The organism is Cyanobium sp. CH-040 (genome assembly GCF_024346135.1).
In the GTDB taxonomy this organism is placed as follows: Bacteria; Cyanobacteriota; Cyanobacteriia; order PCC-6307; family Cyanobiaceae; genus NIES-981.
In genome coordinates, this window is the sequence record NZ_JAGQCJ010000001.1 from 154,074 (window position 1) to 180,481 (window position 26,408).

At 70.6% G+C, this 26,408-nt stretch carries 30 protein-coding genes and 2 tRNA genes; 13 read left to right on the forward strand and 19 right to left on the reverse strand.

The window, feature by feature from the left end:
• Positions 1-4 precede the first annotated feature (4 nt).
• Entirely contained in the window at positions 5-1,393 is a 1,389-nt protein-coding gene (locus KBY90_RS00885) for an FAD-binding oxidoreductase (RefSeq protein ID WP_254966511.1), read from the forward strand.
• Positions 1,394-1,407: 14 nt separating this feature from the next.
• Here KBY90_RS00885 and KBY90_RS00890 read toward each other — a convergent pair whose 3' ends face one another.
• From KBY90_RS00890 to murA, 5 genes are all read right to left on the reverse strand, one after another.
• Positions 1,408-1,869 carry a pentapeptide repeat-containing protein gene (locus tag KBY90_RS00890; RefSeq protein WP_254966907.1) on the reverse strand — a complete coding sequence of 154 codons (462 nt, stop codon included), beginning with the start codon at positions 1,867-1,869 and terminating at the stop codon, positions 1,408-1,410.
• 123 nt (positions 1,870-1,992) lie between these two features.
• A complete protein-coding gene (locus KBY90_RS00895) occupies positions 1,993-3,279 on the reverse strand; it encodes a folylpolyglutamate synthase/dihydrofolate synthase family protein (RefSeq protein WP_254966512.1) in 1,287 nt (428 codons plus the stop codon).
• Positions 3,272-4,465, reverse strand: a complete 1,194-nt coding sequence (locus tag KBY90_RS00900; protein ID WP_254966513.1) for an aspartate aminotransferase family protein — start codon at positions 4,463-4,465, stop codon at positions 3,272-3,274. The genes KBY90_RS00895 and KBY90_RS00900 overlap by 8 nt, the downstream gene beginning before the upstream one ends.
• A 65-nt stretch (positions 4,466-4,530) precedes the next feature.
• Positions 4,531-4,612: transfer RNA gene (locus tag KBY90_RS00905), tRNA-Leu, on the reverse strand.
• Positions 4,613-4,624: 12 nt separating this feature from the next.
• Positions 4,625-5,932 (reverse strand): UDP-N-acetylglucosamine 1-carboxyvinyltransferase, encoded by a 1,308-nt coding sequence (murA, locus tag KBY90_RS00910; protein WP_254966908.1) that lies wholly within the window; start codon positions 5,930-5,932, stop codon positions 4,625-4,627.
• Between the two features lie 282 nt (positions 5,933-6,214).
• On the opposite strand from murA, the gene KBY90_RS00915 reads away from it, so the two are divergent.
• From KBY90_RS00915 to KBY90_RS00940, 6 genes are all read left to right on the forward strand, one after another.
• Positions 6,215-6,298 (forward strand) — tRNA-Leu (locus tag KBY90_RS00915).
• 139 nt (positions 6,299-6,437) lie between these two features.
• Positions 6,438-7,259 carry an RNA methyltransferase gene (locus KBY90_RS00920; protein WP_254966514.1) on the forward strand — a complete coding sequence of 274 codons (822 nt, stop codon included), beginning with the start codon at positions 6,438-6,440 and terminating at the stop codon, positions 7,257-7,259.
• Positions 7,260-7,309: 50 nt separating this feature from the next.
• On the forward strand, positions 7,310-8,779 hold the full coding sequence (gene lpdA / locus KBY90_RS00925) for a dihydrolipoyl dehydrogenase (protein ID WP_254966516.1): 1,470 nt from the start codon (positions 7,310-7,312) through the stop codon (positions 8,777-8,779).
• Positions 8,780-8,852: 73 nt separating this feature from the next.
• Positions 8,853-9,737: an indole-3-glycerol phosphate synthase TrpC gene (gene trpC / locus KBY90_RS00930; RefSeq protein ID WP_254966517.1), complete on the forward strand. Its 885-nt coding sequence runs from the start codon at positions 8,853-8,855 to the stop codon at positions 9,735-9,737.
• Positions 9,738-9,790: 53 nt separating this feature from the next.
• The gene (locus KBY90_RS00935; protein WP_254966518.1) at positions 9,791-10,015 is read left to right on the forward strand and encodes a hypothetical protein; all 225 of its coding nucleotides are present in this window, start codon (positions 9,791-9,793) and stop codon (positions 10,013-10,015) included.
• Between the two features lie 9 nt (positions 10,016-10,024).
• Positions 10,025-11,272, forward strand: coding sequence for a geranylgeranyl reductase family protein (locus KBY90_RS00940; RefSeq protein ID WP_254966519.1), 1,248 nt, complete (start codon positions 10,025-10,027; stop codon positions 11,270-11,272).
• A gap of 66 nt (positions 11,273-11,338) precedes the next feature.
• Here KBY90_RS00940 and rpsD read toward each other — a convergent pair whose 3' ends face one another.
• Positions 11,339-11,947, reverse strand: coding sequence for a 30S ribosomal protein S4 (rpsD, locus tag KBY90_RS00945; protein ID WP_254966520.1), 609 nt, complete (start codon positions 11,945-11,947; stop codon positions 11,339-11,341).
• A 151-nt stretch (positions 11,948-12,098) separates the two neighbouring features.
• Here rpsD and yidD point away from each other — a divergent pair, with 151 nt between their 5' ends.
• The 4 genes from yidD (at position 12,099) to aqpZ (ending at position 15,027) form a co-directional block, all read left to right on the forward strand.
• On the forward strand, positions 12,099-12,350 hold the full coding sequence (gene yidD, locus KBY90_RS00950) for a membrane protein insertion efficiency factor YidD (protein ID WP_254966521.1): 252 nt from the start codon (positions 12,099-12,101) through the stop codon (positions 12,348-12,350).
• The gene (locus KBY90_RS00955) at positions 12,347-12,619 is read left to right on the forward strand and encodes a glutaredoxin family protein (RefSeq protein ID WP_254966523.1); all 273 of its coding nucleotides are present in this window, start codon (positions 12,347-12,349) and stop codon (positions 12,617-12,619) included. Before yidD ends, KBY90_RS00955 begins: the two co-directional genes overlap by 4 nt.
• Before the next feature lie 73 nt (positions 12,620-12,692).
• The gene (locus KBY90_RS00960) at positions 12,693-14,198 is read left to right on the forward strand and encodes a UDP-N-acetylmuramoyl-L-alanyl-D-glutamate--2,6-diaminopimelate ligase (RefSeq protein ID WP_254966525.1); all 1,506 of its coding nucleotides are present in this window, start codon (positions 12,693-12,695) and stop codon (positions 14,196-14,198) included.
• A 100-nt stretch (positions 14,199-14,298) separates the two neighbouring features.
• Entirely contained in the window at positions 14,299-15,027 is a 729-nt protein-coding gene (gene aqpZ / locus KBY90_RS00965) for an aquaporin Z (RefSeq protein WP_254966526.1), read from the forward strand.
• Positions 15,028-15,118: 91 nt separating this feature from the next.
• Here the strand turns inward: aqpZ and KBY90_RS00970 are convergent, their stop codons facing one another.
• Positions 15,119-15,430, reverse strand: a complete 312-nt coding sequence (locus KBY90_RS00970; RefSeq protein WP_254966528.1) for a hypothetical protein — start codon at positions 15,428-15,430, stop codon at positions 15,119-15,121.
• Positions 15,431-15,927: 497 nt separating this feature from the next.
• On the opposite strand from KBY90_RS00970, the gene KBY90_RS00975 reads away from it, so the two are divergent.
• On the forward strand, positions 15,928-16,737 hold the full coding sequence (locus KBY90_RS00975) for a mechanosensitive ion channel family protein (protein ID WP_254966529.1): 810 nt from the start codon (positions 15,928-15,930) through the stop codon (positions 16,735-16,737).
• A gap of 110 nt (positions 16,738-16,847) precedes the next feature.
• Here KBY90_RS00975 and KBY90_RS00980 read toward each other — a convergent pair whose 3' ends face one another.
• Positions 16,848-17,999 carry an aminotransferase class V-fold PLP-dependent enzyme gene (locus KBY90_RS00980; RefSeq protein ID WP_254966530.1) on the reverse strand — a complete coding sequence of 384 codons (1,152 nt, stop codon included), beginning with the start codon at positions 17,997-17,999 and terminating at the stop codon, positions 16,848-16,850.
• A 73-nt stretch (positions 18,000-18,072) separates the two neighbouring features.
• Here KBY90_RS00980 and KBY90_RS00985 point away from each other — a divergent pair, with 73 nt between their 5' ends.
• Positions 18,073-18,615 carry a hypothetical protein gene (locus KBY90_RS00985; protein WP_254966531.1) on the forward strand — a complete coding sequence of 181 codons (543 nt, stop codon included), beginning with the start codon at positions 18,073-18,075 and terminating at the stop codon, positions 18,613-18,615.
• Positions 18,616-18,648: 33 nt separating this feature from the next.
• Here KBY90_RS00985 and KBY90_RS00990 read toward each other — a convergent pair whose 3' ends face one another.
• From KBY90_RS00990 to sppA, 11 genes are all read right to left on the reverse strand, one after another.
• Positions 18,649-19,656: a hypothetical protein gene (locus tag KBY90_RS00990; RefSeq protein WP_254966532.1), complete on the reverse strand. Its 1,008-nt coding sequence runs from the start codon at positions 19,654-19,656 to the stop codon at positions 18,649-18,651.
• A gap of 200 nt (positions 19,657-19,856) precedes the next feature.
• On the reverse strand, positions 19,857-20,036 hold the full coding sequence (locus tag KBY90_RS00995; RefSeq protein ID WP_254966533.1) for a hypothetical protein: 180 nt from the start codon (positions 20,034-20,036) through the stop codon (positions 19,857-19,859).
• A gap of 68 nt (positions 20,037-20,104) precedes the next feature.
• Entirely contained in the window at positions 20,105-21,610 is a 1,506-nt protein-coding gene (locus tag KBY90_RS01000; protein WP_254966534.1) for an AAA family ATPase, read from the reverse strand.
• The gene (locus KBY90_RS01005; RefSeq protein ID WP_254966535.1) at positions 21,607-22,128 is read right to left on the reverse strand and encodes a DUF177 domain-containing protein; all 522 of its coding nucleotides are present in this window, start codon (positions 22,126-22,128) and stop codon (positions 21,607-21,609) included. Before KBY90_RS01005 ends, KBY90_RS01000 begins: the two co-directional genes overlap by 4 nt.
• Before the next feature lie 53 nt (positions 22,129-22,181).
• Positions 22,182-23,327 (reverse strand): membrane protein insertase YidC, encoded by a 1,146-nt coding sequence (gene yidC / locus KBY90_RS01010; RefSeq protein WP_254966536.1) that lies wholly within the window; start codon positions 23,325-23,327, stop codon positions 22,182-22,184.
• Positions 23,328-23,421: 94 nt separating this feature from the next.
• Entirely contained in the window at positions 23,422-23,847 is a 426-nt protein-coding gene (locus KBY90_RS01015) for a PH domain-containing protein (RefSeq protein ID WP_254966537.1), read from the reverse strand.
• Positions 23,844-24,227 carry a ribonuclease P protein component gene (gene rnpA / locus KBY90_RS01020; RefSeq protein WP_254966538.1) on the reverse strand — a complete coding sequence of 128 codons (384 nt, stop codon included), beginning with the start codon at positions 24,225-24,227 and terminating at the stop codon, positions 23,844-23,846. Before rnpA ends, KBY90_RS01015 begins: the two co-directional genes overlap by 4 nt.
• Before the next feature lie 26 nt (positions 24,228-24,253).
• Entirely contained in the window at positions 24,254-24,391 is a 138-nt protein-coding gene (gene rpmH, locus KBY90_RS01025; RefSeq protein ID WP_197212825.1) for a 50S ribosomal protein L34, read from the reverse strand.
• A gap of 65 nt (positions 24,392-24,456) precedes the next feature.
• Positions 24,457-25,143, reverse strand: a complete 687-nt coding sequence (locus tag KBY90_RS01030; RefSeq protein WP_315858690.1) for a DUF2808 domain-containing protein — start codon at positions 25,141-25,143, stop codon at positions 24,457-24,459.
• Positions 25,144-25,223: 80 nt separating this feature from the next.
• Entirely contained in the window at positions 25,224-25,598 is a 375-nt protein-coding gene (aroH, locus tag KBY90_RS01035) for a chorismate mutase (RefSeq protein WP_254966539.1), read from the reverse strand.
• Positions 25,595-26,407, reverse strand: coding sequence for a signal peptide peptidase SppA (gene sppA / locus KBY90_RS01040; protein WP_254966540.1), 813 nt, complete (start codon positions 26,405-26,407; stop codon positions 25,595-25,597). The genes aroH and sppA overlap by 4 nt, the downstream gene beginning before the upstream one ends.
• Position 26,408: the final 1 nt, after the last annotated feature.

The following is a 26,408-nucleotide window of genomic DNA, read 5'->3' on the forward strand; positions in this document are numbered from 1 at the left end:
CGCCATGGAACCCGCTGCCAGCGATGCCCTGATCGACGCGCTGGCGCAGGATCTGCGGCGGCAGGACCCTGCGCTGCAGCTGGTGACGGCGGCCGAGGCCGGCGAGCTGGAGCGCCTCTCGCGTGATTACCACGACTACTCGCCGGTGCTGGTGCAGCGCTTCGCCGGCAAGCGGGCCCAGCTGGCGGTGCTGGCCACCGGCGTGGAGCAGGTGCGTCTGGTGGCCGGGGCCTGTGCCCGCCACGCTGTTCCCCTCACCGTGCGCGGTGCCGGCACCGGCAACTACGGCCAGTGCGTGCCCCTGGCCGGCGGGGTGGTGCTGGATGTCACCGGCCTCAACCGGCTGCGTCATCTGGAGCCCGCCAGCGGCGTGATCGAGGTGGAGGCCGGCGCCGTGATGGCCGCCATCGACCAGCAGCTGGCCCCCCATGGCCGTGCCCTGCGGCTGCTGCCCAGCACCTGGCGCAGCGCCACCATCGGCGGCTTCATCGCCGGCGGCTCGGGTGGCATCGGCTCGCTGCGCTGGGGCTTCCTGCGCGATCCCGGCAACCTGCTGGGGCTGGAGGTGGTGACGGTGGAACCGGAGCCGCGGCTGCTGCGCCTGGATGCGGCCGCCAGCGCCCCGCTCAACCATGCGTACGGCACCAACGGCATCCTCACCGCCCTGCGGCTGCCCACCACCGAGGCGGTGGCGTGGGAGCAGCTGGTGGTGGGCTTCGCGCGCTGGGAGCAGGCCCTGGAGGCGGCCCGCGCCCTGCCGGCCACGGCCTTCCTGCTCAATGGCCTCACGCTGCTGGAGGCTGCGATCGCGGCGCGCTCCCCCTGGCCGGCCGGCTGCCCGGCGGCGGCCGACGGGGAGCACCGCCTGCTGCTGCTGGCGGCCCCTGACGCCCTCGAGCCCCTGCCCGGCTGGCTGGCGGCGCGCGGCGGCGCGCTGGTGTGGCAGGCCCCCCAGGGCGCCAGCCGCGGCCTGCCGCTGCGGGAGCTGTGCTGGAACCACACCACCCTGCACTGGCGGGCCCAGGTGAGCGGCTGGACCTACCTGCAGCTGCTGCTGCCCGATCCCCCGGACCCCTGCCTGGCGGCCCTGCGCCGGCGCTGGGGCGACGATCTGCTCTGGCACCTGGAAGCGGTGCGCCAGCAGGGAGCGCCCCGGCTGGCGGCCCTGCCGCTGCTGCGCTGGCAGGGGGAGGAGCGCCTGCAGGAGCTGATGGACCAGGCCCGGTCTCTGGGGGCGGTGCTGTTCAACCCCCACGTGCTCACCGTGGAGGATGGCGGGCTGGGGGTGGTGGATGCCGATCAGGTGGCCGCCAAGGCGGCCTACGACCCCGCCGGCCTTCTCAACCCCGGCAAGCTGCGCGGCTGGGCTGCCGCTGATCCGGACACCATCTGAAGGCGGCGCCCGGTTCAGCGGCAGCCCAGGCTGAGGCGGGTGTCGGCGCCGGTGTGGGGGTTGGTGCCCTCGGCCTCCCGGCAGAGCTGCAGCTGATCGGCCCGGTCGATCAGCGCCTCGCTGAAGTCGGCGCCGGCCACCGTGGCGCCGCTGAAGTTGCTGCCCGAGGCGATCACGCCGGTGAGCACCGCGCCGGAGAAGTCGGCGCCGGAGAAGTCCACCTTGTCCATCAGCACGTCGCTGAGGTCGGCGCCGCTGAAGTCGGCCTCGGGGAAGGCGGCCTGGGTGAGGATCGCCCCGTGCAGGTTGGCGCCGGCGAAGTTCGCGTGGCGTCCGGAGGCCCCGGCGAAGGAGGTGTTGGCCAGGTTCTGGCCGTGAAAATCAGCCTCGTTCTGGTTGGTGAGGGTGTAATCCACCCCGGAGAACTCGGCCTGTGCCGGGGCGGGCGCCAGCAGCAGCCCCAGCATCACCAGCATGGGCAGCAGTCTCCGCTGCAGCCAGGCGGCCGCCCAGCGCCAGGCGGCGGCTGCCGGCGGGACCGGGGATGGGGCAGCGGGAGGGCTGGATCGGTCCATCGCCAGGCGTCCGGGGGGCTGTTCTCACTCTGACCCCCCCGGCTCCGCGGTGGCCAGCAGCTGGCCGATCAGGTAGAGCGAGCCGGCAACGATCACCGGACCATGGGTGGGTCCGGCCATGGCCCCCTCGCCGGCGGCCGCGTGGATGGCGCCGGCGGCATCCGGTGCCGCCTGCAGCTGCTCGGCCAGGGGGGCTGCAGGCCCGGCGCGCAGGGTTTCGTTCAGCTGCGCCAGCGTCCAGCTGGCGTGCCCCGGCACCGGCACGATCCAGGCCCGGTCGCCGGGGCCCAGCAGGGCCTCCAGAATCTGCGGCCCCTCCTTGCTGGCCAGCATCCCCAGCACCCACCGCCGCGGCCCCGGCGGCAGCCCGTGGCGCGCGGGGTCGGCATCCAGCTCTCGGCGCAGGGCACGGGCCGAGGCGGGGTTGTGGGCGCCGTCGAGGAGCAGGGGAATCCCCCGCCAGCGCCGTCGCTCCAGCCGGCCGGGCCAGCGGGCGGCGGCGAAGCCGCGGGCGATGGCGGCGTCGCTGATCGACCAGCCCCGTTCGGCCAGGGCCCGCAGCATGCCCAGGGCCACGGCGCCGTTGTGGGCCTGCACCGCCCCGTGCAGCCCGAGGGGCCAGCGCCGGCGGTCCAGCGGCGGCTGCCAGCGCAGGTCGGCCCCCACGGCTGCGGCCCGGGCGCGCAGCACGGCTTCCGCCTGGGGCTGCTGGGCCGCGCTGATGGCCACGGCTCCGGTCTGCAGGATGCCCGCCTTCTCGGTCGCGATCGCGGCCACGTCCGGCCCCAGCACCTCGGCGTGATCCAGGTCGATCGCCCCGAAGCCCACCACCTCCCGGCCGGGATGGCAGCTGGTGGCATCCAACCGTCCGCCCAGCCCCACCTCCAGCACCACCAGCTCCTGGCCGCTGTCGGCGAAGGCCAGGAAGGCCGCCGCCGTCACCAGCTCGAAGGGCGTCAGTCGGTGACGGCGGGCCGCTGGCCCGGCGGTCAGCAGGTGCCGCCGCAGCTCGGCGGCGGCGATCGGGTCGCGCCCCAGCCGGATGCGCTCGGTCCAGCTCACCAGATGGGGCGAGGTGTAGAGCCCGGCCCGGATGCCGGCGGCCAGCAGGGCCTCGTGCACCAGGGTGCAGATCGAGCCCTTGCCGTTGGTGCCCGCCACCTGCACGGCCGCGAAGCGCCGCTCCGGATGGCCCAGTTCCGCCAGGGCGGCCCGCAGCCGCTCCAATCCCAGATCCACGCCGCGATGGCTGAAGGGCTCGATCAGGTCCGCGAAGGGATCGGCGGGCCCCAGGTGGGCTCCCTCAGGCAAGGCTGAGCAGGGCCCGCTCCAGGCGCTCCACCGCCAGACGCAGGTGCTTGGGCTTGATGGTGAGCGGCGGCACGAAGCGCACCACGCTGGCGCCGGCCGGCACCAGCAGCAGCCGCTCGGCCAGGGCGGCCTTCACCACCTCCGGGGCGCTGGGGGCCTCCGCACTCAGCACCAGTCCCCGCAGCAGGCCCCAGCCCCGCTGGCCGGCCAGCAGCAGGGGGTGACGGGTCACCAGGCCAGCGAGGAGTGCCTCGAGCTCCTCGCCCATCCGCTGCACGTGGACGAGCAGATCGCGTCTCTCGATCTCCGCCAGCACCGTGAGCCCGGCCCGGCAGGCGAAGGGGTTGCCGCCGAAGGTGCTGGCGTGGTCGCCGGGGCGGAAATGGTCCACGGCCTGTTTCACGGCCAGGGCGCCGATGGGGATGCCTCCGCCCAGGCCCTTGGCCAGGGTGAAGGCGTCGGGCTCCACCCCCAGCTGCTCGTAGCCCCAGAGGCGGCCGCTGCGGCCCACGCCGATCTGCACCTCATCGAAGATCAGCAGGATGCGGTGCTGATCGCAGAGCTCACGCAGGCGCTGGAAGAAGCCCCGGTCCCCGGGGTTCACGCCGCCCTCGCCCTGCAGCGGTTCCACCAGCACGGCCGCAACCCGGGGCCCCTCGGCCTCGCATTCGGCCAGCAGCGCCTCGAAGGCGGCGGTGTCGTTGTAGGGGAAGTAGCGGAAGCCCTGCACCATCGGCTCGAAACCCTGGTGGTAGCGGGGCTGACCGGTGGCGGTGACCGCCGCCAGGGTGCGGCCGTGGAAGCTGGCCTGGGCCGTGAGGATCAGGGGCGGCCGGCCATCGGCGCCGCTGATGCCCCGCACGAGGCCGGCGTGCTTGCGGGCCAGCTTGATGGCGGCCTCGTTGGCCTCGGCGCCGGAATTGCAGAAGAACACCCGGTCGAAGCAGCTGTGCGCGGTGATCGCCGCCGCCAGCTGCTCCTGCTCGGGAATCCGGTAGAGGTTGGAGACGTGCTGCAGGCGCCCCAGCTGGCGGCTGAGGACCTTGCGCAGGCGCCGGTCGCTGTGTCCGAGGGTGCACACGGCGATCCCGGCGACGCAGTCGAGGTAGCGGTCACCGTTCGTGTCCCACACCCACACCCCCTTGCCCCGGGTGAGTGCCACCGGGAAGCGGGCGTAGGTGTCCATCACCGGATGGACGGGTTGGCAAGGCTCTTCGCCGGACTCCGGGGGGCCTGGGGCCGTGGTGGCGATAGGAGCGGTGGGACTTGAACCCACATGCCCGAAGGCGCTCGATTTTGAGTCGAGTCCGTCTACCAATTCCGGCACGCTCCCAGTGCTGGGAGCTTAGGTGGGCAGGACGCCGTGGCCGGACCTGGCACTAGCCGGCAGGCGGGTGATCGATGCACCCACGGCGTTCAGCTTGGCTTCGAAGTCGGCGTAACCGCGATCGAGATACTCAAGCCCGAACACCTCGGTGATCCCCTGGGCCGCCAGGCCGGCCAGCACCATCGCGGCCGAGGCGCGCAGGTCGGTGCCCTGCACCGGCGCTCCGCTCAGGCGGGCGACGCCCTCGATGACGGCGGTGTTGCCCTGGCTGCGGATCGAGGCGCCCATGCGCTGCAGCTCGGCCACATGCTGCAGGCGGTTCTCGAAGATCGACTCGGTGACCATGCTGGTGCCCTCGGCGGTGGCCAGCAGACTCATGAACGGCGCCTGCAGATCGGTGGGGAAACCGGGGAACGGCTGGGTGCGCAGGTCGACGGCGGTGAGGTGCTCGGCGGAGAGGATGATGCCGTCGCCGTCGGTCTCGATCCGGCAGCCGGCCTGCTCGAGCTTGCTGAGCACGGCGCAGAGATGGGTGGGAATCACCGGAGCGACCCGCAGCCTGGAGCGGGTGATGGCGGCGGCGAGCAGGAAGGTGCCGGCCTCGATGCGGTCGGGAATCACGGCGTAGTCGGCACCGTGCAGGCGATCGACGCCGTCGATGAAGATCGTCGGGGTGCCGGCCCCGCGGACCCGGGCACCCATGGCGGTGAGCAGATCGGCCAGATCCACCACCTCAGGTTCAAGGGCGGCGTTCTCGATCACGGTCTCGCCGTCGGCGAGGGCCGCGGCCATCATCAGGGTCTCGGTGGCACCTACGCTCGGGCAGTCGAGCACGATCCGTGCACCCTGGAGGCGCCGGGTGGGACCGGGGATCGAGGCCGTGACCACACCGTGCTCGATGCTCACATGGGCGCCGAGGGCCTTCAGCCCCTTCACATGCTCCTCGACCGGGCGGCTGCCGATCTTGCAGCCGCCGGGCATCGGCACCCGCGCCGTGCCCATGCGCGCCAGCAGGGGGCCGATGCAGAAGAAGCTGGCCCTGAGGCTGTTGACCAGTTCGTAGGGGGCGGCGGAGGAGTGGATGCCGGAGCCGTCGAGTTCGAGCGCATCGCCCTTGCGCTCCACGCGCCCGCCCAGGCTGAACAGCATCTCACCCATGCCGGCGATGTCGGTGAGGGCCGGCACGTTGCGCAGACGGATCGGGTCGCGGGTGAGCAGGCAGGCGGCCATCAGCACGAGGGCCGAATTCTTGGCGCCGCTCACGCGCAGTTCGCCGCTCAGGCTGTGACCGCCTGAGATGCGCAGAAAGGGGCGATCGTTGGTCACAGGAGAGTCGCCCGCAGCGGCTGCGGACTGGGCGCTGGTGAGGACGTCGGCAGGCTGGGCGGCGACAGGCTGGGTGGATGGGGGCACAACGGTGGGGACGGCGCTCTGGCTCACGGTATGGACTGCCCCACGTCGCAATGTCGCCGCATGATGCCAACAAACGTCCAATCCGTCTAGACGGCCGCCGGGGGAACTGGCCGGGGCGCCGCAGCCTGCAGGCGGTCAGCGGAGGGCGGGCCGGCGATGTCCTACCCTTTGCAGGTCGCCTGAGGCGACAGCCACGCGGATGTGGCGGAATTGGTAGACGCGCTAGTTTCAGGTACTAGTGGCAGCAATGTCGTGGGAGTTCAAGTCTCCCCATCCGCACTTCTGTCCCAGGACGGCTCATTTCAATCCATAGTCTTGCCAGGCACGGCATAGCTTTGCCACTAAGTGCATAACCGTCCCCCCTCGTCCACGACATCCAGCGGGGTCTATCGGCCCCGGCCCGGAGCCTGATCGAGCGATGACCGCCAGGGCGGAGCAGATCACCAGCCGCCGCAATCCGCTGGTGCGGCGGTTGCGGGAGCTGCGCGAGGCCAGGGGCCGCCGGGAGCAGGGACTGCTGCTGCTGGAGGGCACCCACCTGCTGCAGGAGGTGCTGCGCCTGGGGCTCACGCCCCTCCACCTGCTGGCCAGCGAGGACTGGATGGCGGGCCATGCCGAGCTGCTGCGGCGGTTGCCTGCGGACTGCCGGCCCCAGCCGGTGACGCGGGAGGTGCTCGAAGCCCTGGCCACCACCCGCCATCCCGACGGGGTGGTGCTCACCCTGGCGGCGCCGCAGCCCGCTCAGCCGGACTCAGGCCTGGGGCTGCCATCGGGCCTGGTGCTTGCGCTCGACACGGTGCAGGATCCCGGCAACCTCGGCACGCTGATGCGCACCGCCCTGGCCGCCGGGGTGGAGGCCCTGTGGCTGGCCGACGGGGCCGATCCTCTCCAGCCGAAGGTGCTGCGTGCATCGGCCGGCGCCGCTCTGGCTCTGCGTCTGCAACGGGTCAGTCGCCCGGCGCTGACCGCCCATCTGCGCTCGCTGACCACCGCCGGCGGGGTGCAGCTCGTGGCCGCCCAGCCCCCCCACAGCGGCGCTCCGCCCTACTGGAGCCTGGACTGGTGCTGTCCCACGGTGCTGCTGCTCGGCAGCGAGGGGGCAGGGCTGGCCCCGGAGCTGCTGGCGCTGGCCACGCACCTGGTGACCATCCCCCATGACGCCGCGGTGGAGTCGCTCAACGTGGCCGTGGCGGCGGCGCCCCTGCTGCTGGAGCGCCTGCGTCAGCAGGCCGGCGGCTGACGCCCAACCCCGCAGGGGAGAGAATGCCGGCCAGCTGAACAGTGGCCCCGGTGAGCGCAGCCCCCTCCATCTCTTCCGGTTCTCCAGGCGCCTTTGATTTCGACGTGATCGTGATCGGGGCCGGCTACGGCGGCTTCGATGCGGCCAAGCACGCGGCGGAGCACGGGCTCAGCGTGGCGATCGTGGAATCGCGCGACATGGGCGGCACCTGCGTGAATCGCGGCTGCGTGCCGTCGAAGGCCCTGCTGGCCGCCAGTGGCCGGGTGCGGGAGCTGGCTGACGCCGAGCACCTGGCCGGCTTCGGCATCCACGCCGCGCCGGTGCGCTTCGAGCGCCAGAAGATCGCCGACCACGCCAACCAGCTGGTGGCCACGATCCGCACCAACCTCACCAAGACCCTGGAGCGGGCCGGCGCCACGATCCTGCGCGGCAAGGGGCGCCTGGCAGGCCACCAGCAGGTGACGGTGCGCGAGAGCGGCAGCGGCGTGGAGCGCACCTATTCGGCCCGCGACGTGATCCTCGCCACGGGCTCGGAGCCGTTCGTGCCGCGCGGCATCGAGACCGACGGCCGCACCGTGTTCACCAGCGACGAGGCGGTGAGCCTGGAGTGGCTGCCCCGCTGGCTGGCGATCATCGGCAGCGGCTACATCGGCCTGGAATTCGCCGATGTGTACACCGCCCTGGGCTGTGAGGTGACCATGATCGAGGCCCTCGATCGGGTGATGCCCACCTTCGATCCCGACATCGCCAAGATCGCCGCCCGCAACCTGATCGACGGCCGCGACATCGATGCCCGTGCCGGCCTGCTGGCCCGCAAGGTGACCCCCGGCTGCCCGGTGACGATCGAGCTGGCCGACATGCAGACCAAGGAGCTGGTGGAGACCCTGGAGGTGGATGCGGTGCTGGTGGCCACCGGCCGGGTGCCGAGCAGCGCCGAGCTCAACCTGGCGGCCCTGGGTGTGGAGACCGAGCGGGGCTTCATCCCCGTGGACGACCACATGCGGGTGCTGGTGGGCGGTGAGCCCGTGCCCCACCTCTGGGCCGTGGGCGATGTGACCGGCAAGATGATGCTGGCCCACACCGCCGCCGCCCAGGGCACGGTGGCGATCGACAACATCCTGGGTCACGCCCGCCGCATCGACTACCGCTCGATTCCCGCGGCCACCTTCACCCACCCCGAGATCAGCTCGGTGGGCCTGAGTGAGGCCGATGCCAAGGCCCTGGCGGAGAAGGAAGGCTTTGAGCTGGGCGCTGTGCGCAGCTACTTCAAGGCCAACTCCAAGGCTCTGGCCGAGTTGGAGAGCGACGGCCTGATGAAGCTGCTGTTCAACAAGGCCAGCGGCGAGGTGCTCGGCGCCCACATCTACGGCCTGCACGCCGCCGACCTGATCCAGGAGATCGCCAACGCCGTGGCCCGCCGCCAGAGCGTTGTGCAGCTGGCCAGCGAGGTGCACACCCACCCCACCCTCAGCGAGGTGGTGGAAGTGGCCTACAAGCAGGCGGCCATGGCTGTTGCCTAGTGCACAGGCTGTTGCCTAGCGCAAGTGGCTGTGGCCCGCCGCGCCTACGATCGGGTCCCCCTGCCCTGCACCGTTGGAGATCCGCCGCCGGCCCCCCAATCCCTCGGTGAAGGTGGCCCACCTCGAATATGCGATCCCCCACGCGGAGGCGGAACCCCGCTCCATCCTCGAGAAGATCGTCTGGGAGAAGGACCGCGAGGTGGCCAGCGCCCGCGAGCGGGTGAGCCTCGAGCAGCTGCGCAGCCAGGTGGCCGAGCTGCCGCCCACCCGCGACTTCATCGCCGCCCTGCGCGCCAGCTGCCGCAAGCCCGCGGTGATCGCGGAGGTGAAGAAGGCCAGCCCCAGCAAGGGGGTGATCCGCGCCGATTTCGACCCCGAGGCCATTGCCCGGGACTACGCCGCCGGCGGCGCCAGCTGCCTGTCGGTGCTCACCGACAAGGCCTTCTTCCAGGGGGGCTTCGAGGTGCTGGTGCAGGTGCGCCAGGTGGTGGATCTGCCCCTGCTCTGCAAGGACTTCATCCTCACGCCCTATCAGCTCTACCAGGCGCGGGCGGCCGGGGCTGACGCGGCCCTGCTGATTGCCGCCATCCTCAGCGACGCCGACCTGGCCTATCTGCTCAAGGCGGCCCGCGGCCTCGGCCTCACCCCCCTGGTGGAGGTGCACGACGCCGCCGAGATGGAGCGGGTGCTGGCCCTCGACGGGGTGCAGCTGATCGGCATCAACAACCGCGATCTCACCACCTTCCACACCGATCTGGCCACCACCGAGGGGCTGATGGAGCGCTTCGGCGCGGCGCTGCGCTCCAGGGGCTGCCTGCTGGTGAGCGAGTCGGGGCTGTTCAGCCGCGAAGACCTGGACCGTGCCCTCGACGCCGGCGCCGACGCCGTGCTGGTGGGTGAGGCGCTGATGCGCCAGAGCGATGTGGCCGCCGCGCTGCAGCAGCTGATCGAGGGCTGAGCGTGGTCCGGCTGCCGGTGCGCCGGCCCTAAGGTGGAGCAACCCGCAGGCGCATGGTGCAGTTCCAGGGCTCAAGGGACGAGCTGGATGCCATCCTCCGCGGCCTCGGCATCGCCTGCCACTGGGAACACAAGGGCGCCTTCGAGATGGCGGTGATCGATGACGGGGTGAGCAACCTGAAGCTGAACTGGTGGCCCGCCTCCGGTGAGATCCAGCTGGTGGGCGATCCGGCTCAGCGGCTGCCCCTGATCCAGCGGCTCGAGCCTCTGCTGGCCTGACTGCGGCCCGTGGCGGACTACGACCTGGTGGTGGTGGGCGCCGGTCCGGCCGGCGCCGTGGCGGCCGCCACCGCCGCCCGCGGCGGCCTGCGAGTGGCCTTGCTGGAGAAGCGCCGGCTGCCGCGCCACAAGCCCTGCGGTGGCGGCATGCCCGTGCCCGTGCAGCGCGAGCTCCTGGGTCTGGTGCCGGAGGCGGTGATCGACACCCGCGTGCGCTGCATGCGGCACAGCTGGTGTTTCCGGGAGGCCGTCGAGGCCCCCATCGATCCGCCCGGCACTCCGGCCGCACGGTCGCGCGCGCTGTGGATGGTGCAGCGCCCGCGCTTCGATCAGGCCCTGGTGCAGCGTGCCGTGGCGGCCGGGGCCACGCTGCTGGAGAGTCATGCCTTCAAGGCTCTGCAGCCCACGGCCGCCGGGGTGGAGCTGCGGGTGGACAGGGGGATGGCGGCGGACCGGGGCGCGGCCCCCGCCACCCTGCGGGCGCGCCATGTGATCGGCGCCGACGGGGCAGCCGGCGGCGTCGCCGCCAGCGTGGGTCTGCGCAGTTCGCCCCGGGTGGCGCTGGCGATCGAGCTGGAGGTGCCCCACCGCTGGGATCCGGCCGATCCACTGCTGCGGCCGGATCGTCTCCACCTCGACTACGGCGTGCTGCGCCGGGGCTATGCCTGGGTGTTCCCCAAGGCCGACCACCTCAACATCGGCGCCGGTGTGTTCCATGCCCGCCACCGCGACGTGCGCCGGGATCCGGGGGCGCGGCAGCGGATCCGGGCCGCGATCGAGGCCTACGCCGCCGCCCTTGGGGTGGACCCGTCCCGGCTGGCCGGGCTGCGGGCCCATGCCCATCCGCTGCCTTTCTGGGATGGCCCCGAGCCGCTGCACAGCCCCGACGGGCGGGTGCTGCTGGTGGGGGATGCGGCCGGGCTGATCAACCCCCTGTTCGGCGATGGCCTGTTCCACGCCATCCGCAGCGGCCGGCTGGCTGCTGAGGCGTTGCTGGCGGGGGACCCCTGCAGCCACACCGCCCGGGTGCATGACGAGCTGGCCTCCGATTTCGAGGCGGCCCGGCGCCTGGCACGGATCTTCTACGGATTGCCCGGCCTCACCTACCGCTATGGCATCAGCCGGCCCGCCTCCACCGCGGTGGCGGTGCGCCTGCTCGGCGGCGAGATCCCCTTCCGGGGGCTGGGCCGTCGGGCCCTGCGCCGCATCGGCCGGGGCCTGCTGGGGGAGGCGCGTCGTGCCCTGCCCCACACCTGAGCGCCGGCGGGCATGAAAAAGCGCCCCGCAACCCGTGCGGGACGCTGATGCGGAACGCGGGCTGGTTCAGACCTTGCGGGAGTAGTACTCCACCACCAGCAGTTCGTTGATCTCGAGGGCGACCCACTCGCGCTCGCACCTGCCGTTCACCTTGGCGCTGAGTTTGGCCTTGTCGAACTCGAGGTGGGGCGGGATGTTGGCCAGACCTGGGAACTCCAGGTTGCCCTCGGCCAGTTTCTTGCTCTGCTTGCGCTCGCGGATGGCCACCACGTCGCCGGGCTTGCACTGGTAGCTGGCGATGTCCACGACGCGGCCGTTCACGGTCACGTGGCCGTGGTTCACGAGCTGACGGGCGCCGGGCACGGTGGGACCGAAGCCGAGGCGGAAACAGATGTTGTCGAGACGGTTCTCGAGCAGCTTGAGCAGGTTGGTTCCGGTGGAACCGCCCTGGGCACGGGCTTTCTTGACGTAGCGGACGAGCTGCCGCTCGGAGATGCCGTAGTTGAAGCGAAGCTTCTGCTTCTCTTCCAGGCGGATGGCGTATTCGGAGCGCTTGCGACGGGCTTGGCCGTGCTGACCGGGGGGATAAGACCGCTTGGCGGACTTACGGGTGAGACCGGGAAGGTCTCCCAAGCGCCGCGTGATCCTCAGGCGAGGGCCGCGGTAGCGAGACATGAAGACGGTTCGAAGGACAGGTCGCTGGCGCCGCCCTGCCCGGGCCATGCTGGGATGGTCTCCCGCTGGCCTTGCGTTGCAGCGCCAACGTTCGATCCTATCCGTCGGCCCCCGGGGGCTCGGCCTGACCCCCAGCCCCGGGCTGGCTGCAGTGGCCGGCGCCGACAGCGGCCCGGCCACCCGGCTGGTGGCGCTGCTGCTGCTCGCCCTGATCGGCTTCTACCGCCGCTGGATCTCGCCCCTGCTCGGCCCCCGCTGCCGCTTCATCCCCAGCTGCAGCGCCTACGGCCTGGAGGCGATCAGCCGCCACGGTCCCTGGCGGGGCGGCTGGCTCACCCTGCGCCGGCTGCTGCGCTGCCATCCCTTCAGCCCCTGCGGCTGCGACCCGGTGCCGGACGCGTGAGCCGCTCCCTGTCGCTGCTGCTCTACAGCCGCGCCGGCTGCTGCCTGTGCGAGGGGCTCGAAGTGAAGCTGCTGGCCCTCGAGCCTGCGCCGGAGCTGACCGTGGTGGACGTGGACCGGGACCCCGCCCTCCAGGCCCGCTACGGACTCGAGGTGCCGGTGCTGCTGCACTGCCGGGATGGGGCGCAACCCGTGCAGCTCCCGCGGGTGCCGCCCCGGCTCCAGGGCCAGCCCCTGCGCAGCTGGCTGGACCGCCACTGCTCCGGCTGAGGGGCCGGGCGGTGAGGGGCCGGGCGCAGGGAGGGCTGGGGCACTAGAAAGGCGCATCCGCACCCGGTGGGTCATGGCCTTCTCCCTTCATTCCCTTCTTCGCCAGGTGGGTCTGGAGGTGCCGGCCGCCCTCGCGGATGCACAGGTCGAGAGCATCAGCTGCGATTCACGCCGCCTCGGCCCCGGCACCCTGTTCGTGGGGCTTCCCGGCACCCGTGTCGATGGGGGACGGTACTGGCGTCAGGCGCTTGCCGCCGGCGCCGCCGCCGCCGTGGTCGGTCCGGCGGCGGCGGATGCGGATCCACCCGCCGCCGAGGACCCCGTGCTGGTGGTGGAGGAGCCGGTGACGCGCTGGGCCGGACAGCTGGCGGCGGCCTTCTGGGGCCAGCCCAGCCAGCGGCTGGCGCTGATCGGCGTGACCGGCACCAACGGCAAGACCACCACCACCCATCTGATCGAGCATCTGGCCGATGCCGCCGGCCACCCCTCAGCCCTGTTCGGCACCCTGGTGAACCGCTGGCCCGGCCACTGCGTCACCGCCCAGCACACCACCGGCTTCGCCGATCTTCTGCAGGCCCAGCTGAGCCAGGCCGTCGAGGCGGGGGCAGGCATCGGGGCGATGGAGGTGAGCTCCCACGCCCTCGACCAGCAGCGGGTGGCGGGCTGCCGTTTCGCCGGGGCGGTGTTCACCAACCTCACCCAGGACCATCTGGACTACCACCCCTCGATGGAGGCCTATTTCGAGGCGAAGGCGCTGCTCTTCGCCGAGCCCCTGCTCCCCGCCGACGGGCGGCCCAGGGCCGTGGTGAACAGCGACGACCCCTGGGGGGCCCGGCTGGCGCAGGGGCTCGGTCCGGCCTGCTGGCGCAGTTCCCTGGAGGATCCGCAGGCGGAGCTGTTCATCGATTGCCTGGAGATGGACAGCGAGGGGGTGAGCGGCCGGCTGCGCACACCCCTGGGGGAGGGCCGCTTCCGCTCCCCACTGGTGGGCCGTTTCAACCTGATGAACCTGCTCCAGGCCGTGGGGGCCCTCCAGCAGCAGGGCCTCCCCCTGGCCCGGCTGCTGGAGGGCGTCGCCGGGTTCCGGGGGGTGCCCGGGCGGATGGAGCGGGTGAGCGCCGGCGCCGCCGAAGGACGGCCCGCGGTGCTGGTGGACTACGCCCACACTCCCGACGGTCTGGAGAACGCCCTGCTGGCCTGCCGGCCCTTCAGCGGCGGGCGGCTGATCTGCGTGTTCGGCTGCGGCGGCGACCGCGACCGCAGCAAGCGGCCCCAGATGGGCGCCATCGCCGCCCGCCTGGCCGACCGGGTGGTCGTGACCTCCGACAATCCGCGCACCGAGGATCCCCAGCGGATCCTCGAGGACGTGCTGGCGGGCATCCCGGCGGGCACCGACCTCCAGGTCGATGCCGACCGGGCGTCGGCCATCGCCTCCGCCATCGCCGCTGCCGCCGCGGACGATCTGGTGCTGATCGCCGGCAAGGGGCACGAGGACTACCAGATCCTCGGCACCACCAAGGTGCATTTCGACGACCGGGAGGAGGCCGAGAGGGCGCTGCGCCTCCGCATCGGCGCCTGAGCCCGGGCCGGACAGGAATCGCGCACCTTGGCCGGGGAGGCGAGAGCCGATCGGTACCATGCTGCCGATTTGAGCGCCCGCAATGGCTTCTGCACCACCCATGTCCAGGCGGTTCCTGGCGGAACTGATCGGCACCTTCTGGCTGGTGCTCGGCGGTTGCGGCAGCGCGGTGCTGGCCGCCGTCTTCCCCTACGCACAGTCCGATGCCAACCCTCTCGGCCTCGGTTTCCTCGGTGTGGCCCTCGCCTTCGGCCTCACGGTGCTCACGATGGCCTATGCCATCGGTCACATCTCGGGCTGCCACATCAATCCGGCGGTGAGCTTCGGCCTCTGGGCCAGTGGCCGCATGCCCGGTTCCCACCTGCTTCCCTACATCGTGGCCCAGGTGCTGGGTGCCACGATCGCCGGTGGCCTGATCTATGTGGTCGCCAGCGGTCGCCCCGGCTTCGAACTCTCCGGCTCAAACCCGCTTGCGACCAATGGCTTCGGTGCCCACTCGCCGGGTGGCTACGGGTTGATGTCGGCGCTCGTGATCGAGGTGGTGCTCACCTTCATCTTCCTGCTGGTGATCCTGGGCTGCACCCATCGGGACGCGATTGCAAGCATGGCTGGCGTGCCCATCGGGCTGTCCCTCACCCTCATTCACCTGATCAGCATTCCGGTCACCAACACCTCGGTGAACCCTGCCCGCAGCACCGGCGTGGCCCTCTGGGTCGGGGGCAGCGCCACGGCCCAGCTGTGGCTGTTCTGGGTGGCGCCGATCGCCGGCGCCCTTCTGGCCGGATGGGTGCAACGTCACCTGCTGGAAGGCGGCAGCGCCGCCGACTGATCGACGAACTCCCCAGGGGCTGGCGGTGCCGGAAGGGCGGAGATCTGGGATGGGGGACCCGGTAGTGAACCAGCCCCTGCCGGCGTCCTGGTCAGCCGTGCCTCCGCTCCTGGCTCTTCAGACCCGCATAGCTCAGGGCCGCCAGGCCCACAGGCACCAGCAGCAGCCAGCCGCGTCTGCGATCCACCCGCAGTTCCTGGTAGACCTCCGTGTTGCTCTCCTTCGCCCCAGCAAACGGTGAATTCTTGGAGCTGTCCTTCGCCTCGCTGCCTTGCATCTGCTCGGGCACGCCGGCGGCGCCGTCCTGGTCCGGCTTGGTCGTTTCGTCCTGGCTTGCTGCGTAGGGAGAGTTCTTTTCGTTTGCAGCCGCTGGCGTCGGTCCCCCGGCGCTCTGCGCGGCCACGGGTGGCAGTGGCGCCGCAAGCAGGGCAAGACAGCTCACTCCGGCGGCGCAGGCGGTGAGGAGCAGGCCCTGGCCTGGGGAACGCGAGGGAGACATGGCGGCACTTCCGGTGACGCTCACACTCTGGCCAGACCACGCGTCCCTGGCAGCAGGATCGATCCTCCGGTGACCTGCTCCAGCAGCCTTGCTTCCCAAGCGCAGCATTCATGCTCAAGGTCCAGGACTCCCAGGCACCGGTTGATGACGGCGACCGGGGACGGACAGGAGCCGGTGACCTCCCGGCCCCGAACCAGACACCAACCAGCAGGGAATGCAGCTCGGGCCGCTGACGTCGACCTGGTTCCGGCAGGTTGCCACCACTCCAGCAGTGGTGAGGCTGCCCACGGCACGGGCAGGGTTTCTGGGAACTCATTCTTTGTTGCCGGAATCGAAAAATTGCTCGCCGATTCGCACGACAGCTCTAATCTTGAGCGTGCGCCAACTGGTTTCGAATTCCCGTGCCCGACCTGCCAAGCCTCGTAGCCTCCACGCTTGTCCCTTTCCTGTTCAAGGTCCTCGGGGCCGTTGCTCTCTGGATCGCCGGTAATTGGCTGATTCAGTTTGGGATGCGGATTCTGCGCCGCAGCCTGCGCAATGGCGCCCTCGATGCCACGGTCATCACCTACCTGCTGAACATCGCCGCTGCTGCGCTGCGGGTGATTCTGGTGGTGGCCATCCTTGGCTTCTTCGGGATCCAGACGGCCAGCTTTGCCGCTCTCCTGGCTGGTGCGGGTGTGGCGATCGGTGCCGCCTGGAGCGGCATGCTCGGCAACTTCGCCGCCGGTGTGTTTCTGCAGATCTTCAGGCCCTTCAGCGTGGGTGACTTCATCACGGCTGCCGGGGTGACAGGAACCGTGGAGGAGATCGGGATGTTCGTAACCTCCGTCCTGGCCCCGGATAACGTCCGCAACATCATCCCGAACAGCAAGCTCTTCTCGGATAACATTCAGAACTTTTCGGTTCACGATTATCGTCGTGTCGAGCTTGTGGCTCAGCTTGATAATTCTGCAGATGTGGGCCGGGCCATCAGCCTGCTCAAGGAAGGTCTCAAGCGCGTCCCCAATCAGTTCGAGGGTAAGGAGGGCGACGTGGAGGTGCTCGAGTTCACGGAGCGGGGTCCAAAGCTTGCCGTCCGTCCTTACACCCACACCGATAACTACTGGCAGGTCTATTTCGACACCAACCGCATGATCGTTGATGTGCTGGGCAGCAATGGATTCCCCGTGCCCAGAATCCCTGTGGCGATGGCCGGTAACAGTTCGAATTGATTTCGAACTGATCGACAGGCAGTTGATTCAGAGCCCTGGCTGGATTCCCGGCCAGGGTTCCTGATGTTTGGCCTCACGTTCGTGCAGGGCTCAGCTCCCCATCAGGCCGATCAGGTCACGGCCAGCTGTTCGGCGAGCGCGGCCATGAGCAGATCCAGGTCGTCTGCGGTGCTCGTGACGTGGGTGCAGGCCCGCAGGCAGTGGGGATCGTCGAGGCTGCGCAGCCAGATCCGCCGCTGCCCCAGACCGCCCACCACCGCCTCAGGTGCCTGGCCCGCCACGGTGAAGCTCACCAGCCCTGCCGGGGGTGGCACCTTCAGCAGCGGCACGACCCCCGGCATGTCCCCAAGCCGTTGCCAGAGCTCAGCCGCCAGGGAGCGGCTCCTCTGGAGCCGCTGTTCCGCATTGCCCTCGGCCTCCAGCAGTTCCAGGGAGCGGTTCAGCCCGGCGAACAGGGGCAGGCAGGAGGTGGCCACCTCGAAGCGGCGGGCATCGGCATGAAAGTCGCTCTCCGCCGAACCCTCCTGGCCAAGGCTGCGCCAGCCGATCAGCGTGGGCTGGGCTTCGGCCAGCAGCCGCCGCGACAGCGCCACCACCCCCAGTCCCTCCGGCCCGCAGCACCATTTGTGGCCGGTGCAGGCATAGATGTCCGCGGCGGCGGCGGCCGTCGCCACCGGGATCGACCCCAGCGACTGGGCCGCATCCACCAGCAGCCAGGGCCGGCGGGGATGAGCCCCGAGCCGTGCGGCCACCCGGTCGATGGGCATCACCTGGCCGGTGTTCCAGAGCAGATGGGAGAGCACCACCAGGCGGCTGGCTGGGGTGAGCGCCGCCTCCAGCCGCGCCATCAGGGCCGCAGCCGTTGCCTCCGGCCCCTCCAGCAGATCCCTCACCACCAGGGTGTGCAGCTCCAGTCCCTGCCTCCGGGCCAGCTCCCGGCAGGCCGCCACCACCCCCGGGTGCTCGCAGTCACTCACCAGCAGCTGATCGCCAGGGCGCCAGGGCAGACCCCAGAGGGGCAGCACGCAGCCGCTGGTGACGTTCTCGGTGAAGGCCAGCTGATCGGCGGGCACCCCCAGCCAGCCGGCGAGGCGCTGGCGCAGCGCGGCCATGGTCGCCTCAACGAGGGGCCATACCTCCGTGGTGAACGGTCCCAGCTCCTGGATCCGCTGCCAGGTGCTGGTGATGGCCTCCAGGCTGGGGGTTGGCAGGGGGCCCTGGCCGCCGTAGTTGAAGTAGGTCTTGTTCGCCAGTGCGGGCATCAGTGCCCGCAGGGCCTCTCCCTTCCTTCCGGCCGGGACGCCGGTAGGGTTGGGTCCACCACTGGATTCGCCCGTGACGTTGCCGGTCGGTGCCATCATCGATCGTCGCTGGGCCCGCAGTCTGCGACGTTTCGCCGGTGGCACCAAGGTGCGCTACTGGATCAACGGCCGGCCCCGGAAGCTGGCGGACGGCACCCGGCTGGAGCCGATCTCCAGGCCGGAAGCGCGGTTCATCCGCTCCACCCTGGCGGAAGTGGACCGGCTCACCGGCCTGCGCTTCGTGGAGACGGCCGGCCGCGCCAGCACCGCGATCGACTTCTATCGCGTGAAGAGCTTCACCGAGCCCGACCTGCTGGGTGAGATCACCCGCAACCGTGGCTGGTTCGACATCCGCTGGGAGAACAGGGCTGGCGATCGCCTCAGCGGCAGTGAGCGCTGGACGATCGTTCATGAGATCGGCCATGCCCTCGGCCTGGACCATCCCTACGGCAAGCCGTTTTCGCGTCGGTTTGACAGCAGTGACACCGTGATGTCCTACATCTATTCCGGTTCACCGGTGTCGGGTTTCACCAGCACCGATCGCGCCGCGCTGCTCGAGCTCTGGGGGGCTGGATGAGCCCATCGGGCCCAGCCATCCCCGGGAGCTGCCTCAGATGCTGCCGTAGGTGATCTGACAGGCGGTGTTGATCAGTTCCGCCTCGGCATAGGTGGTGGGCACCTCGCCGTTGAGCAGGCCGTCATCGCAGTCGGCCTGCATCTGGAAATGATTCGTGCCGTTGTTGACCACAAAGGTCACCAGCGTGTCATCCACTGGCTGCACCGTGCCGTAGTACAGCTGCCAGTTGCTGTTCGGCACCGCCAGCGTGGGTCGCGACTGGCGGATGGCGTTGTTCATGGCGTTGTTCACGATCAGCGCTGTCGTCAGAGCGTTCACGCCCCAGCCGAGCGCCTGGCCTGCCCACCAGCTCCAGTAGGGGTTGCTCGACGACTGGTACCAGCCACCGCCCCAGGGACGGGAGTAGCCCCAGTTGGAATTGCGCGCCCATGCCGGATAGCCGGCGTAAGCCGGCCTGTAGGTCACTGGAGTGACCCAGATGTTGCGGCGCGTGGTGTTGTAGCGGCGCCATTGATTGCGGTCCCAGGAGCTCCACTGCTGGCGCTTTCTGCCGCGGTCATGGCCGAGGTCATATCCCTTGCGGAAACCTTTCTGCTTGCCTTTGTCGAATCCCTCCTCGAACCCTCTGTCCCGCCCCTTCTCGAATCCTTTCTGCCTGCCTTTCTGAAGACCCTCCTGGCGGCCCTGTTCGTAGATCCGCTCGCGCTGCTTCTCGTTCAGCCGGTTGTTTGCCGGTTGGCCGGATCCTTGCTTCTGGCGATTCTGACGGTCTTGATCGGAGGACTTTTTCTGCTGAGACTTCGGCTTCTGCTGCTGGTGCTGCTGCCGATCCTGTTGTTTTTGAGGAGATCTCTGGTTGTCTGTTGACTTCTTCTTCTTTTTCTTCTTGTCGTCGTCATCATCTTTCTTCTCGGCAAGCAGCATCGGGCTGCCGGCAGGATTCAGACGCGACTCGGCTCGGTGAGATTGACCGGACTGTACGGCCGAAGGCAGGGCGGCAAGAGCCGGCAGCTGACCGGCGCTGGCCACCAGGGCCGCCATCAGCGCTGCTGACAAGCAGCTTCCGGGATTGCGCGGTGATGCCATCGGCGGAGCTCCTGGAGGGCGGGGCGGGATCACTTCAGCTTGCAGCCTCGCTGCTGGTGCCGCTAAATCGCGCCACCCAGCTGATCGATTGTCCATTTTGAACAGCTGGCCGCGTTGAGAACAGCTGTCCCGACCCCCGTTGTCGAGGGCTGGGCTCAGAGCAGCTGGCCGGCCATCACGGCCGCCACCGCCGAGAACAGCGTGATGCCCAGGGCCGTGAGAGGGTTCTGCCCCTGTGCCACGGCCACGCTGGTGACCACACCGGCACCGAGACTGGCCACGGCCAGCTGGGTGAACAGCTCACTGCGGTCGCGGGGAGTGGGGCTGGGGGTCACGGACAGCGGGCGGTTGAATCGACCGTAGGGGCGCTGCCCGTGCTGCACCCAGACCAGGCGTGGCCTTGTTACGCCGCGTCGGAGTTCGTCATACCGCGTAATCTCGACGCCGGCCGGGCCCGGCCGCCGCGGGCCCACTCCTGCAGGTGTTCCAGTTGTTCGCGGGCGGTGCGGGAGAGCGGCACCACCTGGGTGGCCGCCGCCACCAGGTCGGCCTCGGTGAATTCGCGACCCTCGGCGAAGGCCAGGTGCATGGCCTCGATCACGGTCTGCTCCAGCTCGGCACCGGAGAAGCCGGCGGTGCGGTCCACCAGCACCTCCAGTGGAATGCGGTGATCGGGCCGGCGACGGCGCAGCTGCAGATCGAGGATGGCGCGGCGCTCCTCGGGGCTGGGCAGATCCAGCAGGAAGATCTCGTCGAACCGCCCCTTGCGCAGCAGTTCGCCGGGCAGCCGCTCCACGGCATTGGCGGTGGCCACCACGAACACGGCGCTGGTCTTCTCCGCCATCCAGGTGAGCACGGTGCCCAGCACCCGCTGGCTGGTGCCGCCGTCGCTGCGGGAGTCGCCCCCGAAGCCCTTGTCGATCTCGTCGATCCAGAGCACGCAGGGGGCCATGGCCTCGGCCCGCTGGATCATCTCGCGGGTGCGGGCCTCGCTGGCGCCCACCAGCCCGGCGAACAGGCGGCCCACATCCAGGCGCAGCAGAGGCATGCCCCAGCTGTGGGCGATGGCCTTGGCGGTGAGCGACTTGCCGGTGCCCTGGGGGCCCACCAGCAGCACGCCCCGCGGCAGGGGCAGGCCATAGCGCTGGGCCTCGTCGCTGAAGGCCATGCGGCGCTGCTCCAGCCAGTGCTTGAGCGCCTTGAGTCCGCCGATGTCGGCGGGGGTGGCCTCGCTGGGGCAGTACTCCAGCAGCTCGCTCTTGGCGATGGCCTGGCGCTTCTCCTCCAGCACCTCGGCCAGATCCTCCTCGCTGAGGCGGCCGCGGCGGGCCAGGGCCCGGGCCGCCAGCTGGCGCACCCGCTGCTCGCTGAGGCCATGGCAGGCGGAGCTGAGCTGGGTCAGCACGCCGGAGGCCAGGGGCTGACCGCAGGCCGCGGCGATCGACCCCAGCAGGCGGCCGATCTCGGCGGCATCGGGAAGCGGCAGCTCCAGCACCGTGACGCTGTCGTCCAGCTCCTGGGGCAGCTGCCATTCCGGCGCCGTGATCACCAGCGTGCGGGGCGCCTGCCGCAGCTGCCCGGCCAGGTTGCGCAGGCGGCGGCAGATGCCCGCGTCCTCGCAGTAGCGGTGGAAGTCGCGCAGCAGCAGGATCGCGCCCTGGTCGGGGGGCAGGGCATCGAGGCAGGCCAGGGCCGCCATCGGATTGCGGGCCGCCTCCCCCTGGCGGTTGGGGGCGCCCTGGAGGCCGTCGATGAAATCCCAGCGCAGCAGGGTGCGGTTGCCCAGGCGCACCGCCGCCTGCTGCAGCAGCGCCTCCACACGCTCCTCCTCCAGGCTGCGGATCCAGAGAATCGGGGTGCGGGAACGGATCAGCAGGTCCAGCTGATCACACCAGCCGGGGGCGCTCATGGATCCGCCGGCGGCTGCTCGGAAGGCAGCCGCAGGGCCGCCAGGCCCGCCCACCGCGGATCAGTCCCAGCCTCGCTGCTGCCCCAGGCCGCCGGGCCGGGGCAGTCCGCGCCGCAGCGGTTCACCAGGGGCAGCTGGAGGCTGAGCTGCTCGAAGGTCCAGTGGGCCGGATCGAAGCTGCCGCGTGGGTCGATGGTCTCGTCGCCGGCATCGGGCTCCAGGTCGAGGGGGAGGTCATGGGCCTCAGGCTCGGGCTCGACCTCCGGCTCCCCGTCAGCCTGGCGGAGCCAGAGCAGCTCGCGGGTGCGGAAGCGGAGGGGGTGGTTGTACTGCTGCAGGCAGCGATCACAGCTGAGGGTGACGATCGTGTCCGCCTCGCCCTCCACCTCCAGCACGCTGCCGCGGTGCACGGCCCGCAGCCAGCCGCGCACGGGGGTGAGGCTGGCCAGCTCCGGCAGCCGGTGCTCCAGTTGCCAGGTGCGCCCTTCGGCCAGAGCCCGGAGGTCCTGGACGGGCACCGGGCGGAGCGGGGGAATCGCCGAGGAGCCTGCGGGGCGGCCGGGCATGGCGGCTACTTGCGGCTCTTGGGCTCGAACGGCAGACGGTCGCTGGGGGCGCCGCCCGTGGCACTGGCGCCAACGGTGACCGCCTGCTGCGCCAGCTGCTGATCGAGAATCTTCTGCAGGTTCTCAGGCAGGGCCTCACGGGTGAGCAGGAAGGTCTGCAGAGCCTGGAAGATGTTGGCCACGACCATGTAGAGCAGGACCCCGGCCGGCAGCGGGAAGAACAGGAACATCGCCGTGATCATCACCGGCGTGATCTTGTTGGCGGTGGCCTGCTGGGGGTTGGGGGGCATCCCCATGCCCGAGAGGATCTGGGAGAGGAAGAGCGTGGCGCCGAAGGCCGCCACGAGGATGGCGATGTCCCAGTTGACCCCGCCATCGCCCATGAAGCCCACCCGGCCCAGGGCCTGGATGAACAGGAAGCCGCTGCGGGCGGCCAGGCCGGGAATCGTGCCCTCCACAGTGGCATCGCCCGGCGCCAGGGCGGTGATGGTGCCATTGGCGTCCACACTCACCACGCCCTCGCCCTTGGTGACCTTCCAGGTGGGCTGGAAAGCGGCGCCCTGGTCGACGCCGCCGAGCACGGAGCTGAAACTCTCGCCGCTCTTGGTGTGCAGGCTCACCGTCTGCCGGTCACCCACACCCAGCTTGGTGCCGCCCTCGAGGCTGCCGATCACGGGCAGGTGGTTGGTGGCGGAGAGGAAGATGGAGTGGCTGGCGGTGTTGAAGGGCTTGGTCTCCACCGCGGCGATCTGATCGGCCGGCAGCACCTTGAGGTTGAAGGTGTAGGGCACGTCGGCGAACGGTGAGCCGCGCAGGGTGGCGAACAGGGCGAACAGGATCGGCATCTGCACCAGCAGGGGCAGGCAGCCCGCCAGCGGGCTGCCGAACTCCTTCATCAGCTTGCCCAGCTCCTCCTGCTGCTTCTGGGGGTTGTTGGCGTAGCGGCTCTTGATTTCGGCCTGGCGCTGCTGCATCACCGGCTGGGCGATGCGCATGCGGCGGGCGTTGCGGATCGAGCCGGCGCTCAGCGGGAACAGGGCCAGGCGGATCACCACGGTGAGGGCGATGATCGCCAGGCCGTAGCTGGGCACCAATCCGTAGAAGAAATCGAGGATCGGGATCAGCAGGTTGTCGGAGATGTAGCCGATCACGGCGGGGCGAGCTGGGGAGCAGGAGGTCAGCGTGGCTCAGTGTGCCTGAGCGCTGCGGGTGTGGGTCGCGGGGGGGGGGGGGGGCGGTGGGAGTTCAGGCGGCCATGCCCTTCGGTCGGGCGGCGGCGCTGCCGGCCTGGCGGCGCTCGTCGATGTAGGCCTCGACCTCGCGGAAACGCGGCACCGAGCGCATCTCGAGCTTGGCGCCATCCTTGAGCACCAGCACCATGTCGCCCCAGGCCCCGAAACCCCGGGGCACGCTGCGCACCTCGCGGATCTGGCTGTACACCACCTGGGTGCGGTCGCGGCCCATCCAACCGCCGTTCACCTCGATGCGCCGGCTGGTGATGCGGAACCGCAGCCACAGCGCCCGCACGATCGCCCCCACTGCGAAGGGGAGGCCGATCACGGTGAGGCCGAACAGCAGGTTGAGGATCAGATCGCCGCGGGCCGGTCCGCCCTCGTAGAACACGGTTTCCTGGATCGTCGGCTGGCTTGCGGCACTGCTCGGCTGGCTCATGGCGTCAGACCTGCCCGTTGCAGAAGGTCCCGGCATTCTCCCAGCAGGGCGTCACGGTCGCGTTCGGCGCTGCCGGGCCTGAGGCTGATCAGCAGCCACACCGGTCCCTCGGCCGTCGCGATCGGCTGGCTGAGCAGCTGCTGATGCAGCTGGCGGCGCAGGCGGTTGCGCCGCACCGCCCGCTTGTGCACCTTGCTGCTCACCACCACGCCGGCGCGCCAGGCGCTGGGTGGGTGGCGGCGCTGGCTGGGGGGGAGCAGGTCGGCACGGGCCGGCAGCCAGCGCAGCACCAAAAAAGGGCCGTGGCAGGCACGACCCTTGCGGTACAGGCAGCTGAAGACCCGCTGGCCGCGCAGCCGGTGCCGCTGGGGCAGGGCCATCGGCGCTGACGCTCAGGATCGGCGGCTCAGACCGCCAGGCGGGCACGGCCGCGGCGACGGCGGGCGCGGATCACGCGGCGGCCGGTGTGGGTGCGCATGCGCACGCGGAAGCCGGACACCCGCTTGCGCTTACGGCTGGTTCCCTCGAGTGTGCGCTTGGTCATGGCTCTGTGGTTGCCCCCCTCTGCCCGTCTGAAAATTTCGCAAGGGCCAACCTATCAGGCGGCGCTCAGCCGCCGCTGGGGTCGATCTGGATCAGCCAGCTGCCCAGATAGCCGGACACCGGCACGTCGCCCGGGGCCTGGGCCAGGGCGTTGAACTGGAACATGCCCACGTTGAAGGGGTTGAACAGGCGCATGTGCACCCCGATGGTCTCGGTGTCCGGCACCGGCACATCGGGGAAGATCTCCAGGGCCCGGCCATTCGCGCTCAGCTCGATCGTGGCCGGGATGGTGGCCTCGCAGCGGGTGCGGGCCAGCATGCCGCCCTCGCGCATCCTGCACAGCCGGACCCGGCTGGTGTCGATCGTGGAGTCGAAGTTCTCGGGGATCGTGACCGTGAGCTTGAGGATGGCGTTGTTGCGATCCCGGGGGCGCAGCATCAGGAAATAGTCCGCCCGCCGCAGGCGCTGGGTGTTGCTCAGGTAGTAGTACAGCCTGCGGTAGTCGCGGTTGTTCTCCCAGCGGAACTCCAGCAGACTCGGGGTTCCCTGGGCCAGGGCCGGCTGGGCGACCAGGCCGCCGGCCAGGCGTCCGAGCGGCTGCCCCGGGGTTGCCAGGGCAGCCAGGGCGATGCCTGTCACCCCAAGGCCGGCGACGGCGGTCAGCCGGGGCAGGCGGCGGCGCGGGCGTCCACTGGTGGGGTGCCCATCGGCACCAGGCTTCAGCTGGGTCCGGGGCGGAGGCAGAAAACCCATCGGAGAGGCTGCGGGCGGGAGGGCTGAACAGCAATTGTCTGCAGCACCCCGGGGCCATGGTGCCCACGGTGGCCGGCCCGCTAGCTGGCGCGGTCCGGCCGCAGTCGGCTCGCTTCGCGCAGGTAGGGGTGACAGACCGGGCGGTCGGCGTCCAGCCAGGCGTGGGCCAGCAGGCGGATGCAGCGGGGCAGGTCACCGGCCACGGCCATCTGCTGGCAGTCCAGCAGCGCCACCTGCTCCCATCCCTCCCGGCGGCGGGCGATGGCGGCCGGGAAGCAGGCATCCAGGTCGGCCGTGACCGAAAAGGTCACCGACACCACCCGCTCGCCGTGGAGGCCGTTGCGCTCCACCAGCACGTCCATCAGCTCGGCCACGGCCTCGCCGATCGCCTCGCTGGTGTTGGCCGTGGCGGTGGTGGCGCCGCGCAGGGCGCGCAGCTGCAGGGGAGCGTTCATGGGCGCCAGAGCCAGAGCGGCTGGCCGCTCCAGCCCAGCTCGAGGCTGAGGCCCTGGACCAGGGCCCGCAGCCTGGAACGGCCCGGGATCAGGCCGGCGAACCGCTTCGGCGGCGCGCCGAACTCAGTGGGCCGGGTGCGGTCGGGATTCAGACCCGCCAGCTCCGCCGCCAGTCTTCGGGCCCGCTCCTCGTCACCCAGTTCGTCCACCAGGCCGAGCTCCAGGGCCTGGGCACCGCTGAACACGCGGCCGTCGGCGAAGGCGCGCACCCTCTTCTCCGGCAGCCCCCGCCCCTCGGCCACCGCCGCCACGAACTGGCCGTAGCTGGAGTCGATCAGGTTCTGCAGCAGCTCCCGCTCGTCCTCGGTGAGGCCCCGATCCGGCGAGAGGATGTCCTTGTACAGGCCGCTCTTGACGGTCTCGAAGCTCACCCCGAGACGCTTGAGCAGCTTGGAGATGTTGTTGCCGCGCAGGATCACCCCGATCGAGCCGGTGATCGTGCCCGGGTTGGCCACCACCTTCTCGGCGGCCACGCCGATGTACACCCCGCCCGAGGCGGAGATGTTGCCGAAGCTCGCCACCACCCGACAGCCCTTCTGGCGCAGGCGCAGCAGGGCGGCGTGGATCTCCTGGCTGTCGCCCACGGTGCCGCCGGGGCTGTCGATGCGCAGCAGCAGGGCCGGACATTCGCGCTGCTCCACCTGCTGGATGGCCTTGAGCACGCGCTTGCGGGTGCCGCCGGCGATCGGTCCCTCGATGGCGATCCGGGCCAGGGTGCGGCGGGTCTTGCGGCGCCAGGGCCAGGGCATG

Coding starts and splice junctions, on each gene's coding strand:
- KBY90_RS00980 (WP_254966530.1), bottom strand. CDS start 17,999: ATGCCCGCACTGGCGAACAAGACCTACTTCAACTACGGCGGCCAGGGC.
- KBY90_RS01000 (WP_254966534.1), bottom strand. CDS start 21,610: ATGAGCGCCCCCGGCTGGTGTGATCAGCTGGACCTGCTGATCCGTTCC.
- sppA (WP_254966540.1), bottom strand. CDS start 26,407: ATGCCCTGGCCCTGGCGCCGCAAGACCCGCCGCACCCTGGCCCGGATC.
- KBY90_RS00960 (WP_254966525.1), top strand. CDS start 12,693: ATGGCCTTCTCCCTTCATTCCCTTCTTCGCCAGGTGGGTCTGGAGGTG.
- rpsD (WP_254966520.1), bottom strand. CDS start 11,947: ATGTCTCGCTACCGCGGCCCTCGCCTGAGGATCACGCGGCGCTTGGGA.
- KBY90_RS00885 (WP_254966511.1), top strand. CDS start 5: ATGGAACCCGCTGCCAGCGATGCCCTGATCGACGCGCTGGCGCAGGAT.
- aqpZ (WP_254966526.1), top strand. CDS start 14,299: ATGTCCAGGCGGTTCCTGGCGGAACTGATCGGCACCTTCTGGCTGGTG.
- KBY90_RS00990 (WP_254966532.1), bottom strand. CDS start 19,656: ATGGCGGCCCTGGTGGCCAGCGCCGGTCAGCTGCCGGCTCTTGCCGCC.
- rpmH (WP_197212825.1), bottom strand. CDS start 24,391: ATGACCAAGCGCACACTCGAGGGAACCAGCCGTAAGCGCAAGCGGGTG.
- rnpA (WP_254966538.1), bottom strand. CDS start 24,227: ATGGCCCTGCCCCAGCGGCACCGGCTGCGCGGCCAGCGGGTCTTCAGC.
- KBY90_RS00935 (WP_254966518.1), top strand. CDS start 9,791: ATGGTGCAGTTCCAGGGCTCAAGGGACGAGCTGGATGCCATCCTCCGC.
- KBY90_RS00890 (WP_254966907.1), bottom strand. CDS start 1,869: ATGCTGGTGATGCTGGGGCTGCTGCTGGCGCCCGCCCCGGCACAGGCC.
- KBY90_RS01030 (WP_315858690.1), bottom strand. CDS start 25,143: ATGGGTTTTCTGCCTCCGCCCCGGACCCAGCTGAAGCCTGGTGCCGAT.
- KBY90_RS00900 (WP_254966513.1), bottom strand. CDS start 4,465: ATGGACACCTACGCCCGCTTCCCGGTGGCACTCACCCGGGGCAAGGGG.
- KBY90_RS01015 (WP_254966537.1), bottom strand. CDS start 23,847: ATGAGCCAGCCGAGCAGTGCCGCAAGCCAGCCGACGATCCAGGAAACC.
- KBY90_RS00920 (WP_254966514.1), top strand. CDS start 6,438: ATGACCGCCAGGGCGGAGCAGATCACCAGCCGCCGCAATCCGCTGGTG.
- aroH (WP_254966539.1), bottom strand. CDS start 25,598: ATGAACGCTCCCCTGCAGCTGCGCGCCCTGCGCGGCGCCACCACCGCC.